Origin of the sequence: Paraburkholderia hiiakae, from assembly GCF_904848665.1 — a bacterium.
Classification (GTDB): Bacteria; Pseudomonadota; Gammaproteobacteria; order Burkholderiales; family Burkholderiaceae; genus Paraburkholderia; species Paraburkholderia hiiakae.
The window spans coordinates 56,491-71,205 of sequence record NZ_CAJHCQ010000016.1 but is presented as its reverse complement, the minus strand read 5'-3'; the positions used below and the strand labels follow the sequence as shown (position 1 = coordinate 71,205).

Sequence of the window (14,715 nt, the reverse complement as noted above, 5' to 3'; positions counted from 1 at the left end):
GAAAACCCCGCCCTACTCCCGCATCTCACTCAGCGACACGCCGTTCGGGCGCAGACGCAGGCGCGTATCGATGCGCTGCCACGGCAAATCGGCAGGGTCAGCGGCCATGGGGCCAGGCGCCTTCGCCACGAGATGCGCGCAGGCGATAGCGTCGAAATCGGCGCGATAGTGGACTGAACTCTTGTTGACAAGAATCTTCATGCGCTCCGGGTCGATACCGGCCGCGCGATACAGATTGCGGTCGAATATCTGCATCTTCACTGAGCTGACCGCGATCCTCACGCCGTCGATGCGCAGGCACGCCACCGGCCCAATCTCGGTCCACATGCCGTTCATCATCGGACCGTCGAAGCGCACGCGCCCATCGGCGAGATGCTCCACGACGAAGCGCCCGGCGAGCGGCGCGTCGCCGGGCACGCCCGTGCCACCCGCGAGCGCCAGCTCGATCGTCGCGCCCACGCCCGCTTCGTGCGCCTTTGCAGCCGCCTGCGGGTCCCAGATCAGGCCTACTGCCGCGTCGCGCGCCCCTTGGCGCAGCAGCGCGCGCACAAGGCCCATCGTGTTCGAGTCGCCGCCCACGCCGGGGTTGTCCTGCGTATCGGCGATGATCACCGGTTGCGTGGCGTGCTCGGCGAGACGCATGGCTTCGCGCACGGCGGCATCGGGGTCGAGAAAGTGCACCTCCCAGTTGCGCTCCTGCTCGACGATGGCCGAAGCCAGCGCGTTCACCGCCGTCACCACGGCGGCTTCGTCGAAGCCGTAACCCCACACGGCCGCGCCGCATTCGGGGAAATCGGAGGCCGGAAAACCCGGCGCGAACGAAAGCGAGACGACCGAATCGTCCTCCAGCTGCGCGAGATGCGCGTACGTGCCGCGCGCCGGTTCCGCGAGCGTGCACATGCCATTCACGGGAATCAGGAACGGAATGCGGCGCACGTAGTGCTTGAGCCTGCGCTCGGGCTCTTCTACGAGGCGCATGAGGATCTGCGCGGCGCGCGTACCCGTTTCGGCCATGTCGACGTGCGGATAGGTGCGATACGCGACCATGGCGTCGGCGTGCGTGAACATCTGCTCGGTCACGTTGGCGTGCAAATCGAGCGAGACCACCACGGGCATGTCGCTACCCACGATAGCCCGCACGCGCGCGAGCAGCGCGCCTTCGCCGTCGTCCAGATGCTCGGTGACCATCGCGCCGTGCAGGTCGAGATAGATGGCGTCGAAGCCGCCGCGCCGCACGGCATCGACGATTTCGCCGGCAATGCGCTCGAACGCATCTTCGGTCACGTGCGCGGAGGCGCTAGCGCCCGCCCAGATGACCGGCACGAGCGTGTGGCCCGCGGCTTGCGCCGCCTGGATGAAGCCGCCAGCGGGCACGTTGACGTCGCGCAGCGAGAGCACGTCGGCGCCGCGCGTGAGCGGCGGAAAGCCCTCGCCCTGAACGAAGCTTTGATAACTGGCTTTCGTCGGGGCGAACGTGTTGGTTTCGTGCTGGAAGCCCGCGATGAGAATCTTCATTTTCCTTTACCTCACTTGCATAGGATGACTTATCAAATGAATTGCCTGTCGCGCCTTGAAGGCGCAACGTGCGCTCAGTGCTTTGCGCTCACGAGCCTGACTGAAAGAATCAGCAGCGCGCCAATGAGCGACACGCCCGCCATGGCGAGCAGCGCGGGCTGCAGGCTGCCCGCCGCCGTCTTGATCCAGCCGATGGCAGCGGGACCCCAGAATCCACCGGAAAGCCCGATCGTGTTGATGAGCGCAATGCCGCCCGCCGCGGCCGGCCCCTTGATGTACTCGGGCGGAATCGCCCAGAAGACCGTGTAGGCCATCCACAGCGCCATCGTCACGAGCGTGAGCAGCGCGAGCGTGGGCGCCAGATGATTGCCTGTGGCCGCGCACAGCGCGAAGAGCAGCGCGGCTGCCGCTGCCGGTACCGCGCAGTGAAAGCGCCGCTCGCCGAGCCGGTCCGAGCGGCGCCCCATATAGAGCATGCCCACCGCCGCCGCGACATACGGGATCGACGTGTACCAGCCCAGCGTGATGAGATTGCTCACGCCTTGCGCTCTGAGAATGGCCGGCAGCCAGAAGCTGATGGCGTAAATCGACGCGATGATGCAGAAGTACGCAAACGCCAGCACATACACCTTGCGGTCGCGCAGCACGCTGCCGAACGAGGTGGCGTGCGCCTCCGGCGCGCCGACTTCGGCTTCGAGCTGGCGCTTTTCGGCGTCGCTCAGCCATGCGGCGTCGGCCGGGCGGTCGGGCAGATAGAGGAACGTCGCGATGCCGAGCACGATGCACGGCAGGCCTTCCACGAGAAACATCCATTGCCAGCCCGCGAGCCCCGCCTTCCCCGCCAGCGTACTCATGATGGCCGCCGAAACCGGGCCACCGACAATGCCGCCAATCGGCCCGGCCAGGAACACCATCGCAATGGCGCGCGCCATGCGCGAGGGGCCGTACCAGCGCGAAAGATAGAAGATCATGCCCGGCGCAAAACCGGCTTCGAACACGCCTAACAAAAAGCGCATGGCGTAGAACGCGGGAACGCTGCGCACGAACAGCATGCACGCCGACGTGATGCCCCACAGCACGAGAATCCGCCCGAAGGTTTTGCGTGCGCCGATTTTCGGCAGCAACAGGTTGCTCGGCAATTCGAACAGCACATAGCCGATGAAGAAAATGCCCGCACCCACGCCATAGGCGGCATCAGAGAAGCCGAGGTCGGTCTGCATCTGCAGCTTCGCGAACCCGACGTTCACGCGGTCGAGGTAAGCAAACAAATAGCAGATCAGCAGAAACGGCAGCAATCGCGCGTTGATCCTGCTGTAGAGCGCGGAAGCGTCAAGGCTTCTCGCGCGGGGAAGAATGGCGGCCATGTCCTGTCTCCTGTTGGTGTGCGTCGCGCGCAATACCATCCTGGCCAGGGCATACTTCGTTAGCAAGAGCAACAAAGTTCACATATCGTTCTTTTTCAGGCAACAGTCGCTTTACGCGAACGAGGGCGCGATGCGGGAGATCAATCAGCAGCGGCTGCGTTATTTCCACGAGGTGCTCACGCACGGCACGATCCGCGGCGCCGCGGACAGCCTGAACACCTCGCCCTCCGTCATCACGCGGCAAATCAAGCTGCTGGAGGACGAACTGGGCGCGCAGCTGTTCGAGCGCCAGGCCCGCGGCGTGAAGCCCACCGAGGCGGCGGCGCACCTGCTGGAGTTTTGGCGCGGCTATCGCGCGCAGCAGGAGAAGTTCGAGGACCAGTTGCACGCGTTGCGCGGGCTTCAGCAAGGCCGCGTGGATCTGGCCGTGAGTGAAGGCTACGTGGATGCGCTCGTCGCCGAGGTCATCACGCCGTTCTGCGCGCAGTATCCGAAGCTCGATGTGAGCCTCACGATGCTGCCCGTCGACGACGTTCTGGGCGAGGTTGCCGAAAGCCGTGCGCATATCGGCCTTGCGTTCAACCCGCCGCCGCATGAGCGCATCGAATACCGCGCGAGTTCGGCGCAGCCCGTCGTGCTGCTGGTGCGCCGCGACCATCCGCTAGCGCTGCGCGGCACGCCCGTCACGATCGACGACCTGCTTGCGTGGCCGCTCGCGTTGATGCCCAGCACGTTCGGCATCGGGCATCTCGCGAACATGCTGGCGTTCGCGGAGAACGTCGAGATCCGCGCGACGCTCACCACGAATTCGCTAACCGCGCTCAAGCGTTTTGTCGCCGTGGAAAACTTCGCGACGCTGATCGGCGAGTTCGCCGCCTCGCGCGAGATCGAGGCCGGCGAACTCGTGACCGTGCCGATCGAGCACGCGCTCTTTCAAGGTACGAAGGCGCGCGTGCTCGTGAAGTCGGGACGGCCGCTCGTCGCGGCCGCGCATGAGTTGCTCGAGTGGATCTTGCAGCGCATGACGATGTTTCGGGCGACGCGTCAAGGCGAAGACGCGACGCAAGCGTGAGACAGAGGCGGTGTTCGCCTGGAAGCGGTCGGGATCGTACCGATCTGCCGCGGTGCGCGGTCCAGATAACGCGCCGCCAGTCAGACGTTATAGAGCAGGCCGACGCCAGCCCTTGTGTCGGCGCACGCGCAATACTCTCGCGGTCGAAGGGCGCGTCGTCGGCCGCCGGCACCGGCAGCCTGCGCGGCCATTAGTACGGTCCGCGCGACAGCCACTCTATACACGTACGGAATCCTCATTTTTTCTGTTCCGTATCGAGTACAAGACTGCGGTCCGCCGCGACCAGCTTCACCGCGTCGGTCTTTTTCCACTGCGATTTCGGTATCAACACCGACCACTCGGCATCAGACGTATCGCGAAAGAACGCCGCCACGCCCACGTAGTTCGCCTCGTCACCGATGGGCTCCAATATCTTCAGCGTCTGCCCCGGCCCGAGCGTGACGTCCTGGCTCCAGAGCGTCACGGCCTTCAGCGTATCGCTACCGCCAAGCAGTTGCGCATAGGTCGCTGTCGCAAAGGGCCGGTCATCCTTCAACTGGTAAATGCGCAGGACGACGGGCAGCGACGCGCCGCGCGTGTCCTGATTGAGCGCGCCACGCGCAACAATGGTGAGGTTCATCTGCTTCACCTTCGTCACGAATACCGCCTGCGTCGCCGCCACCGTGCCGTCCTTGACCGACTGCAACACACCGCACGCCGGAAGGGCTAGCGCCAGGCCCACGACGAGCGCGCCCCTTACGATCGCATTTCGCATCAGAAAGGCGCTCCCTCGAAGTCGATGCGCGGATAGACGGTCTCCTTTCCGTCGATGCTCAGCACCAGCCGCATGGAATGGTGGAAACACGCGTAACGACCAATAAAGTGGTTGAGCACGTCGCCAAACAGTACGGCGTCGCCTGGCCCGTCAAAGGCGGCGGGGTCGAGGTCGACGTGTACGCGGACCTCGCGGTGCATGTAGCCGCGCTGAAGGACGTCCTCCGCGGATAGCCGCACGTTCCGGATTGCCTCGATGCGGCGCGTTGGCCCGTCGTCCGGAGTCCAGTCATAGAGCTCCAGCGCCTCATGCAGTGCCCCATCGCCCTCCATCCCGATCCGGTTGATCTCGTTCGCGCCGCCCGCCGTAAACTGGCCGAGCAAACGCCAGTCATAGTCCGGGTAATAGCGCGGCGGATAAAGTGGCATCGTCGGCGCGATCAGATTGCGCACCGATGCGATGCCGGTAAAGCCCGACACAGTCTCGGTAATGGTCGCCTCGGCCAGTTCCATGCGCGGCAGACGCCCGTTGTTCGCGAGCGCGCGCACCGTCAGGTAACGGTCCGGCGGGGGGCGGTCCTCATCGTCCTGCGCGTCGCGGTGCGTGCCCGACCAGAGCTGGCCCTCGAGCGAAACCCACAGTTCCCGCCCGGTCACGCCGAAGTGCGTCGAGGTGTAGAAGTACCGCTCCGGCCTGTCGTAGCGCGAAAGCCAGCCGCGATGGCGGAAGCTCCTGAACGCCTGGTAGGCATACTGCGCACTGTCCTGCGGGTCCGCCGCGATCACAGCGACTATGTCGTACGGCTCGACATGCCCGGCGAGGCCAGGCTGCACCCGGATGCGGTGTTTCCCGTCGTGCCAGTCGGCGGGACGCAGCGGCAGCGCATCGACCTCAAACAGGTTGATTACGGGGGTGCAGAAAAGACGGAAGCTACTGCGACTGACCGAATGATCGCCCGGCATGCGCCCGTCGATTTCAATCTCAAACGTCATCTGCGCTTCACCGGCCGGCAGCACCGCAGCATCGAAACCGCACAGGTCGACAAAGTGGAACTTCTGCGGAAAGGCGAAGTATTCCAGCAGCGTCTGTTCGCGGTCGAGTTCCTGGTTGCGCTTCGCGTCCGTCACCGGCCAGAGCCGCGTCGACGGGCCGAAGCCCGACGCTTCGAAGCGCATCCCGGGCTGCGGCTGCAATGCGCCGTCGCGTACCGACGGCAGACGCAGGTTGATCGCCGACACCTGGCGCGTGAGCGCCGCGTATAGCGCTGCGGCGGCCGGCCGGTCGCCGTGCAGGTACAGGCGGATGCGCGAGAGGTCCACACGCTCGCGCTGCTCCCCGAGCCAGAGACCGAACGTGAGGCGGATCACCGTGCGCCCGTCGGCGCGCACAGCGACGAGTGCATCCTCCACCGAGAGCGGCAGCAGTTCGACAGGCTGCGTCGTCCGGTACGGGCACTGCACGCCCTCGGGACCAACGGGCGCCGAACGCACCACGGCCCCCGCCGGAATCCGCGCCGCGGTCTGGACTGTGCGGTTCAGGGGCGTGCATTCGATGATCGACAGCGACGGAATCGCCCGCGCCGCGTACTCGTACAGGTTGTCAAGCAGCGGGTCGGTAATCTCCGGCATGCCATCGTCGAGCTTGCTGCGCAGTCGCGCCACGAGGAGCGCGAAGCCTTCGTACACCGCACGCACGGGCCCCTCCGGTTCGCCGTAAAGCGTCCCCATGCGGCGCGCGGCGTCGGGGTAGTCTTTGGCAAACTCGGCTCCGGCCTCGCGCAGATAGCGCATCTCCCCGTCGAAATACTTCAGGAACGGATTCTCGTGTTCCACCGGGTTTTTCTTCCACGGTGCGGTCATGGTTACATCTCCGGCGGCAGGGGTGGCAGGGAGGGCAGTCCGGAGATCACCCCGGCGCGGCCCGTTACGAAGATGCGCTCGGGCATCGTGAAGCCGCGCAGCTTGAGCAGATCCAGCGGCCCCGCGCCCGCCTGCGCGCGCAGCAGGTAGCGCAATGGCAAAGCTGTATCGTTAGCGGCCGCAGACGAAGCGGCCTTCGTGTCGACGCTGGCCGCCGCGCCATTCCAGATCAGTTCAAAGCGCGAGTCGTCGAGCGGCTTGATCTGCGCTTTTTCGAGCATGCGCAGGAACGCCCAGTCTCCGGTCGCATCGGACGCGATGCGTGTTCCCGCATCCAGCGATTGCCAGGTCAGCGACGCGTGGCCGTTCAGGCCGTTGCCCGGCCATACGAGCGGCGTCCACGTCTCCCGCTGGTTGAAGTAGACGATCTGCTGCCCGTCTACCGTCAGTTCCGTACGTGTTACGTCCGGCGTCGGCTGCGGCATGATCTCGAAGTGATACGCTGCCTCGCCCTGCGCATAGAGGCGCGCGCCAAGCGGGCCGATCAGCCGCAACATGGCGAGGAACTTCGGATCGAACTGCAACGACTGCGGCGCGAGTTCGTTCGGCACCCACTGCTCGCCCTGGCGCTTGAGCACGCCGGAAAGCTCAACCTCGACGAAGCGGTTGATCAGTCCCGTATCGGGCCTCACGTACCGGCCAAGATCGGCAAGTGAGGCATCCGCCGCCGTCGGCGAGAACGGGTACCGCGAGGCGAACGTCGACGCGAAGGGCGCGGCGACGGCGGCACGCCATGCATCGTTCAGGCTCGCGGCGGCGGGCTGGAGTACGGCCTGCCAGGCAACGTCAAGCGGTTGCACGAACATCGCCTGCCCGAAGCCCGACCACTGCGCGCCGAGGCTCGCGGCGGTCAGCGCTGCATCGTCGCGCGCCTGCGTGAGGTCGGAGAGCTTGCCCTGAAAGACCGCCTGCGCAAGCGCGCGCGCCATCGACTGCGCATCAGGGCTCGACTGGATCTGCTGGAGCTTCAGGCGCACGGTCGTATCCGCCGTGAGGACGCGCGAGAGGCTCACGCCGTTGAAGGCGGCGGCATTCGCCGTCTTGCCGTCGCCTGCCTTGCTGCTGGCCGCCGGGTTCGCATCGCCCATCAGCGCGAGCAGCGGGCCGAACGAGCGGTCGAGCGGATTGACTACGGGAGTCTGCGCCGGATCGCTGTTGCTACCACCGAACAGGCCCTGCGCCTTGCGGACCAGCGTATCGGTCAGTGCCTGCGAGGGACGCCCCGCCTCGCCCTGGTACTGCACCGACTTCATGACCGCAAGCAGCGGCGAGGTCTGCGCATCGGTGAGACGCGTAAGCTGGTCGATGACGCCTGAGAAGCTCGTCGCGGGAATCCATCGGAAGCTATTGAGCATGGTCGCCCAGGCCGCCGTATAGTCCGTAAAGTAACGCGTGCGCAACCGTTCCCGAAGGTCGTCGGTTTCGCGCTTCGCGTCGAGCGCGGCGCGTGCCGCGCCAACCGCCCCTTCGACGACGGTCGAGCTGACCTGTGCGGTCGGCTGGTCGCCGGTCAGTACCCAGTCTCCCTCGACGTGCTGGTCCTTCGCGGCGTCGTCGATCGCCTTGTCGATCACGCCTTCCCAGGCCGCGCGCGTGAAAATCCCCGGTACGGTCTGCGTGGTCGTAAACAGGCCGTGCGAGTCGGCTCCGGCGAGCAGTGTCGCGAGCGATACGTCGGCATACTTGCCGCGTGCCTCGTCAAGCACGCGCTGATAGAGGACGTCGTCGCTCGCCGCGAGGCCGATCTGGTTGACGAGCGTCGAGCGCATCTGCGTGACGAGCGGCATCGACGCGCTAATGCGCCACTCGGGATGCGCCTTGAGGTGGTCGGACCAGAAGCCCGCGAGCTGCTGCGAGGTATCGAGCCATTCCCCCGGACGCATATTGGCAGGCGCAGGCCATACGGCCAGCAGTTGCGACTTGAGGAACGGCGCGTCAGTACGCGCGGGCGTAGCGAGCATCAGGTACGCCTTGAGACGGCCATAGGCAAGCTGCTGCGCGTCGTGGCTTTGCTGCTCGTCGGCGCGGACCTGCGAAAGCTGCCCGAGCTGCCCCTCCAGCGCCTCTACGGCGGGTTCGAGGAGATTACGTAGGGCGACGGTCGTGTACGGTTCCCAGAGCGCGTCGAGCAACTCGTCATTGCGCGAGAGGCCCGCGCGCAGAAACCAGGGTGCGCCGTGGTGCTGACGGTATTCGAGCGTTTCGATCTGCTGCTGGAGGGCGAGCTGCGTACGCATCGCCTGCGGGGTGCCGGGTTTGGCCGCCAGCGCAGCGGCGGCAGTTGTTTCGGCGTCCCGAACGAGCGCGTGGTTGCCGAGGCCCGATACCATCAGCGCGACCGTCCAGGCAATCGCAAAGGCAATGCCAAGTGCCGCCAGCGCATTGGGCCAGTAAAAGCCGGTGCGGCGACCGCGATAGTTGGGCGAGCCTGCCGCGATCTCCCGCCATACCGGCAGTAGGGCGGCGGGCTGGACACGCGTAACGGTCATGCCCTGTGCTGGCTGCGCTTCGACGGGCTGGGCGGGTGTACTGCCGCCGTCGACGACCGGCACCGGCACGACGGACGGCCCCGGAAAGATCGGCGCGAACATGACGCCCGCCAGCGGCGCGCGCAGCCAGTTCGATACCACCAGCGCCCGCATGCCCTCGCCGATGCGTTCGCAATGGTCGCCGATGTACTTCGAGACTTCCATCAGCCAGGTCACCCGAAGGTCATTCCGGGTGCAGAGGTGTACGCCTGCGTCCGCCGTCCTGTACTCGACCTCGTTGAGCAATGCCGGCAGTTTCGCAGTGGCGCTCTGCGCCTGTCTGCGCGTCTCGTTGGGCATGAAGGCCCCGACGGCGTCGAAACGTTCCGACGGACTGCCGTGCGCCTCGACCGGATGCAGGAACGTAACGGGTGCGGCCCAACCGAGCGCAGTGCCAAGCGTTGAGAGCGCACGCGGTAGCTCCGTATCGGCATCCCCGGCGCGGGTAACGTGTACCAGGCCGTCGACCGGATAGCCGCGGCGTAATTTCCGGATCTGGCCGAGCCACTTCGCCGGTTCGATGCCGTCCGGTGCTGCGTGGACGAGGATGGTCTCGTCGACGTGCAGGACGCCCGCCTGTTTGAGTCCGGGCGCGACCTGCTCGATACGTTCGTCCGTGCCGCTCACCATCAACCAGCACAGGCGGTCGCGCCAGAACCAGCCATGCGCAACGCGTAGCTCCTCGGCCATGCGTTGTAGCCGTGCGTCGCGTTTCAGCGGCTTCGTCGTCGTTGAGGTTGCTCCCTTCCCGCCTGTTTCATGCCGGAGCAGTCTTGCCGCACCCGCATAGGCACCGCTCGATATCGCGACCAGATGCATGATCACGATAATGAAACCTGATGCCGGAATGCCGACTAAAAGCAGCATGCGAGGCGTGCCATCTGGAACGCCAAGACGTTCGCTCTGCAACCAGACCAGCAGGACAGCGGCAAAGGCAAGAACCAGGACAGCGAGAGGTAGGCCCCAGATTGCAACCCGACTCGGGGCTTCTTCGACGGAGGCACCTTGAGGTTGCATGTTCAGCAGGTTATTTTTGGGTATCGTCATGCGTTGAAGGCGTTTGATCTTCGGGGATGACATGGAGAATGGCTGATTGAAGGCCATCGACAACGAGCTGCGGCCCATCTGCAACACGAGACTCAACCGCAGCGGCAATCGCAAGCAGGCCGTTCGCCGCACGAAGGTCGCCGACAAGAAGATCGAGGCGTCGCTGTGCAGCGTCTTTTGCTGCACCCACAAATCCGGCGGCATCCAGAGCCTTGTCGCAATTAGCAACCGGGCTGGTGATCCAGGCGCCTGTCACCGCCGCAGCGTCGGTTCTGCCCCAAACTGCGGCATTCGCGAAACCGTACTCGGGTTTGGCAGCAATGCTTGCGACGGGCCGGTGCAATACAGCTTGAGGGTTGACCTCTGGCGGAAGCCGGAAATAACCGGCGTCAAGCAGCACCGCGGCGCAACCCTCCGCCAGACCCTCCTCAATGCCATCGTCGTACCACGCTGCCGCGACGAGAAGAAGCGGGCGTGATTCGTGCGCATCAAGCCACGCGTCGGCCACCAGCAGCCCATCGACTGCCGGAACGACCTGAATCTCTAGCGGTGGTAGTGCCGCCAGACGCAACGCGTCGCGAACCTGGGTCACGCGCAGGTCCGACATCTGAGGCTCGGCCAATACGCGCACCTGAGGCCAATATGGCCTTTCGTATCGGGTCAGTGCCTGAATACTCCCGGCCAGCGGCTCAATTGCGACACGAATCATCTGAGTAGCGGGAAGAACCTTCGTCAGCATTGCTAAGTTATCCTGCTCACCGTCCTCTTCACTCACGCTAGAGGTGATAGCAAGTAGTGGGTCGTTATCTTCAAAGCGGTTGCACAAAACCTTGCCGGGGCCGTGCCGTGGTGCCTGCACCTTGAGGATCGACCTTTTGCGCGCCAGCACATCGGTCAGATTTTTTCCGCCAAGCGGCAGGCAGTAGCCCGCGCCGATTAACTTTAGTGGACGTTGAGCGAACCGGACTTTGTCCGCGAGCCAGCGATCACGATGATGGTTGCACCAGTACGCGCGATACCATAGCGTCTCGTAGACCGCGCGAGCAAAACCGAGCAGGACGAGGAATAGCCCGTTCGGTGCCCCGACAATCCAGCTCCAGAACTTGACCCCACTCGCAGGCTCGTCCTTCGGCCACACAAGCAGGACGACTACCGGGCCGAACACGTTGCAGACGAACCAAGTAGCTGCCCATGGCCAGAAACGCATCCGCCGGGGATACGCGTGGGAGCGTCCTGCGGGAGAAAGATCGACCGGCATTACGCGATATCGACGTTCTGGAGCGACGAGATCACGCGACAACCGCAGGCGCAGCGGTGATGGTGCATGGCGACCGCCGTACCGTCGCGGTCGGGGAATCCGTCGTAACCCTCGTCGATGACGGTCGGACCGTGCTGCGCGCAGTGAGCCGCGTCGCCCTTGCGGGCAAGCGGCCTGCCCATGAAGTTCATCCACGGCGAGCCGCCTGTGACTTCGCCGCCGTGTTCGAGTTCGTCGCCTTTGCGGATAGGAGATTGCATATCCTAGTTGCCCGATTGATTACCAACAGGAACAACTTTCGACGAAATTTTCTTTCTATTTCGAAAGCGATCGGAATAAGAATAACCTTGACCACTTATTGGATCACAGTAAGTTCCCTTACGCTCGACAAGTGAAATACGGCCTTCCGGGGAGACAGAATAATATTCCTCCCAATTTTCACAGGCACTTTCATGGAAACACTGCCCCACTAATTCTTTTTTCTTATTATCAACTTTCAAACATGGAACATCACTAAGTTGCTTATCGTAGATATAAGCATCCTTTTCCTTCGAATAAAGATATACGTTGTAGAATTCTTGGTTGGCCCCTCTATCTCTAAGTATCAATAGATCAGCGTATCCATTGAAGGTCAAATCGATAAATTTTGCATCGAATTGGGAAGTGGCACCGCTCGCGAGTATCGCCTGTTTTTTCCCCATAGGAGTTGTTACATATGCGCGACCATTAGATATAACAACGCTTGACAAATCCTTCGAATATGCCACAGCACTTGAAAGCAGGAATAACATCGCAACAACATATTTTCCGATTTTCATAGGTCACCAAATCATTTCTTTTGTGAATATGCGCCCGGATAATCAACCAAAATATCGGTCAGTTTGGCAACAGAAGCAATAAACACGTTTGTTCGGGGAATTAACCCCATTAGCGTTCCGGTACTATTCGGGTTACCAGTATTCACCGCACGCGCCGACCTTTCAAATTGAGAACATGCTCTAAACGGCATACTCGAAATAGCGGCCTTACATGACTTTGTGTGGTAGTCATAGTTAGAGCATACATTCGTCAATGTTGTCTCAGTGAAAATTGGCAACCGGTCGGCCTCAATATTTATATTATGAACTTTGGCGATAGGTTTGGCACAACTAATCCAATAAAATCCGGCCGAATCACAAGCCCTCGACAAATCTGTCTCAAGCGAATCACGATACACCGATGGCTGGCCGCTCCATTTACGAAAATCACCATATCTCTGGTAATTTTCTTCGAAAGTTAGCTGAATTACACCGCGACCATACCACGGAGCATATGTCGCTGACGCCCCACCAAGCTCAGAAGTACGGCTTAAATAAATAGTTTCCTGAATCGCATTCCCCATAAAATAGGCAGTGCGCAACCCACTAATAGAAATCAAATATTTCCGCAAAGCGATATTAATCTCGCGCTCGAAACGTTCAGCCCGCCCGTGCGCAATACCCCAGTCAAGGGTAGAAGTTGGATATATTGTTTGATGCGCTCCATTCTTTGTCTGATCAATAATCTTTCGCGGAATACACTGCGTAAGCTCAGACGCACTTAGCCACCCACACCTCCTAAAATGCCGGATAAATGCAAGCGGATGGAAAAACCGGAGCTTCCTTCCGGCGAGCGGCGTCTTGTCCAGAAACTGGAACTTGCTCAGGAAATCAATGAAGTTGGTGTACCCATTGGGGTTGGTATCCTTCTGCTTGCCGAAGAAGCCGTCTGGATCGTTCAGATCCTTGTAGCGGTCGCCGTTGTTGGACGGGTCCCATTCACTGCGCGCCTGACATACCAGCCCCCTGAGCTTTTCGCCCACGCCCTCGGTGCTCTGAATGTAGCCGGCAAGCTGCTGGTTGGCATTGTTGTCGTTGTTCTTGTCGTATTCGAGCGGCTGCACCATGCCCGAAGTCGCTTGCGGGTCCTCTACGCCAGTCAAGCGGCAAAGCTCGTCGTATCCGCACAGCCCGTCATGATTGAACGGCGTGTTGTCCTCATCGACCTTTTGCCAACCCGTAAAGAACGGGAAATCCGCGTCAGACAGCTTCGTGACCGCGTCCTGGGCAATGTCGACATAACCCAGCGTACCGTTCTCGTCGAACGGCACCGCGATCCAAGTCACACGTTGATCGGATATGTTTGTCGGATGCGGGTTGCCGGGTAATGCCCCATCGATCGGGGCGGGCAAATTGACAGGCTCCGCCAACTTGACTGGAATCGAAAGAATACGCCCGAAGCGCAAAAGCTCATATCCATCGCTCGGACACGCAGGATATAGCGCCATTGAACGCTGGTACAGGTTGTACTCGTACTGCCTCGTGTCATTGTCGTACGGGTCCGCGATGGGATCAGACGTGAGCAGTGTCACGTTGCCGCTGCCACCCTTGTCAATCCACGCGCGCGTATAGCGCCGCCCCAGGTTAAACCACGCCTCCACATAGAGCGTATCACCTGCAGCGATCGATCCACCCGGCACCCGGGGAAACCAGGTGTCATCCCCGGACGGCTGGGGATACAACTCCAGCGGCCCCTTGATAACGAAATAGCTGTGCCCCCAGTAGTCGCCCGACTGGGGCTGGACCGGGTTCTTTTCGCCAATCTGAACCTTGTGGCCGTCCTGATCGAACCAAGCCGTGAAATCGGCTTCCGCCATGAAAACCTCGTGGTGCAGATGCTGCACGCCCTGATGCTGGCCGACGTAGCCGAGCATGTCCTTGCGGTACACCTTCTTCGTGCCGCCTGGCTGGACCACCCCATCCTTGCCCCCTGCCGTGTCGAGCAGCCACCTGGGCAAGGCGTTCGCCGAGCCGGTCTCGGGAGGATCGTTCGGCTGCGGAACAATGTTCTCCTGCGCGGTCATATCCAGCAGATGCATGTAGAGCGAGTAATACGTCATCGTGCGCCCGTCACCCGTATCGGTTGTGTGCCTGAGCAGGACGAAGCCGGTATTCGAGTTCAGCAGGGGTTGCCCCTGGGCATCCTTCGCACCATCGGAGATAGCGTTCTTGCTGACCCGGTACGCCACCACATCGCCGTCGGCAATCGCGCGCACCGGTTCGTGCTGCTCACCAGGATTCAAATGAATGCCGCAGTGAAAACGCCGGTCGAAAGTGACCGGATAGACTCCGTGATGGCCGATCTCGAACTGGTCGACGACGTCCATCATGGGGTCCGGCTTTGATGCGTCACTCGAAGTCAGGCCCGATGTGGGCAGAAAGGGAGGGCTGATAATCATGG

The 14,715-nt window shown here is 62.3% G+C and carries 10 protein-coding genes; 1 reads left to right on the top strand and 9 read right to left on the bottom strand.

Translation table 11 applies throughout. From position 1 onward, the window contains the following. Positions 1–12: 12 nt before the first annotated feature. Together JMY28_RS26615 and JMY28_RS26610 are read right to left on the bottom strand one after the other, a co-directional pair. Positions 13–1,515 carry a M81 family metallopeptidase gene (locus tag JMY28_RS26615; RefSeq protein WP_201698883.1) on the bottom strand — a complete coding sequence of 501 codons (1,503 nt, stop codon included), beginning with the start codon at positions 1,513–1,515 and terminating at the stop codon, positions 13–15. A gap of 74 nt (positions 1,516–1,589) precedes the next feature. Continuing rightward, on the bottom strand, positions 1,590–2,879 hold the full coding sequence (locus JMY28_RS26610) for an MFS transporter (protein WP_201698882.1): 1,290 nt from the start codon (positions 2,877–2,879) through the stop codon (positions 1,590–1,592). Between the two features lie 130 nt (positions 2,880–3,009). On the opposite strand from JMY28_RS26610, the gene JMY28_RS26605 reads away from it, so the two are divergent. After that, the gene (locus JMY28_RS26605) at positions 3,010–3,951 is read left to right on the top strand and encodes a LysR family transcriptional regulator (protein ID WP_201698881.1); all 942 of its coding nucleotides are present in this window, start codon (positions 3,010–3,012) and stop codon (positions 3,949–3,951) included. A 235-nt stretch (positions 3,952–4,186) separates the two neighbouring features. Here the strand turns inward: JMY28_RS26605 and tssJ are convergent, their stop codons facing one another. The 7 genes from tssJ to JMY28_RS26570 all read right to left on the bottom strand — a co-directional run bounded on the left by tssJ (position 4,187) and on the right by JMY28_RS26570 (position 14,713). Next, positions 4,187–4,705: a type VI secretion system lipoprotein TssJ gene (tssJ, locus tag JMY28_RS26600; protein ID WP_201698880.1), complete on the bottom strand. Its 519-nt coding sequence runs from the start codon at positions 4,703–4,705 to the stop codon at positions 4,187–4,189. Continuing rightward, positions 4,705–6,564: a type VI secretion system baseplate subunit TssF gene (gene tssF / locus JMY28_RS26595; RefSeq protein WP_201698879.1), complete on the bottom strand. Its 1,860-nt coding sequence runs from the start codon at positions 6,562–6,564 to the stop codon at positions 4,705–4,707. The genes tssJ and tssF overlap by 1 nt, the downstream gene beginning before the upstream one ends. Before the next feature lie 2 nt (positions 6,565–6,566). Beyond that, the gene (locus tag JMY28_RS26590) at positions 6,567–9,842 is read right to left on the bottom strand and encodes an ImcF-related family protein (protein WP_236597055.1); all 3,276 of its coding nucleotides are present in this window, start codon (positions 9,840–9,842) and stop codon (positions 6,567–6,569) included. 337 nt (positions 9,843–10,179) lie between these two features. Beyond that, positions 10,180–11,457 carry a hypothetical protein gene (locus tag JMY28_RS26585; RefSeq protein WP_201698877.1) on the bottom strand — a complete coding sequence of 426 codons (1,278 nt, stop codon included), beginning with the start codon at positions 11,455–11,457 and terminating at the stop codon, positions 10,180–10,182. Beyond that, the gene (locus tag JMY28_RS26580; RefSeq protein WP_201698876.1) at positions 11,457–11,717 is read right to left on the bottom strand and encodes a PAAR domain-containing protein; all 261 of its coding nucleotides are present in this window, start codon (positions 11,715–11,717) and stop codon (positions 11,457–11,459) included. The genes JMY28_RS26585 and JMY28_RS26580 overlap by 1 nt, the downstream gene beginning before the upstream one ends. Positions 11,718–11,720: 3 nt before the next feature. Continuing rightward, a complete protein-coding gene (locus tag JMY28_RS26575) occupies positions 11,721–12,275 on the bottom strand; it encodes an XAC2610-related protein (RefSeq protein WP_201698875.1) in 555 nt (184 codons plus the stop codon). A gap of 11 nt (positions 12,276–12,286) precedes the next feature. Continuing rightward, positions 12,287–14,713, bottom strand: a complete 2,427-nt coding sequence (locus JMY28_RS26570) for a hypothetical protein (protein ID WP_201698874.1) — start codon at positions 14,711–14,713, stop codon at positions 12,287–12,289. Positions 14,714–14,715 lie beyond the last annotated feature (2 nt).

What these genes read in the sequence shown, in the direction of transcription:
- JMY28_RS26615 (WP_201698883.1), bottom strand. Translation starts at nt 1,515, where the DNA reads ATGAAGATTCTCATCGCGGGCTTCCAGCACGAAACCAACACGTTCGCC.
- JMY28_RS26610 (WP_201698882.1), bottom strand. Translation starts at nt 2,879, where the DNA reads ATGGCCGCCATTCTTCCCCGCGCGAGAAGCCTTGACGCTTCCGCGCTC.
- JMY28_RS26605 (WP_201698881.1), top strand. Translation starts at nt 3,010, where the DNA reads ATGCGGGAGATCAATCAGCAGCGGCTGCGTTATTTCCACGAGGTGCTC.
- tssJ (WP_201698880.1), bottom strand. Translation starts at nt 4,705, where the DNA reads ATGCGAAATGCGATCGTAAGGGGCGCGCTCGTCGTGGGCCTGGCGCTA.
- tssF (WP_201698879.1), bottom strand. Translation starts at nt 6,564, where the DNA reads ATGACCGCACCGTGGAAGAAAAACCCGGTGGAACACGAGAATCCGTTC.
- JMY28_RS26590 (WP_236597055.1), bottom strand. Translation starts at nt 9,842, where the DNA reads ATGGCCGAGGAGCTACGCGTTGCGCATGGCTGGTTCTGGCGCGACCGC.
- JMY28_RS26585 (WP_201698877.1), bottom strand. Translation starts at nt 11,457, where the DNA reads ATGCCGGTCGATCTTTCTCCCGCAGGACGCTCCCACGCGTATCCCCGG.
- JMY28_RS26580 (WP_201698876.1), bottom strand. Translation starts at nt 11,717, where the DNA reads ATGCAATCTCCTATCCGCAAAGGCGACGAACTCGAACACGGCGGCGAA.
- JMY28_RS26575 (WP_201698875.1), bottom strand. Translation starts at nt 12,275, where the DNA reads ATGAAAATCGGAAAATATGTTGTTGCGATGTTATTCCTGCTTTCAAGT.
- JMY28_RS26570 (WP_201698874.1), bottom strand. Translation starts at nt 14,713, where the DNA reads ATGATTATCAGCCCTCCCTTTCTGCCCACATCGGGCCTGACTTCGAGT.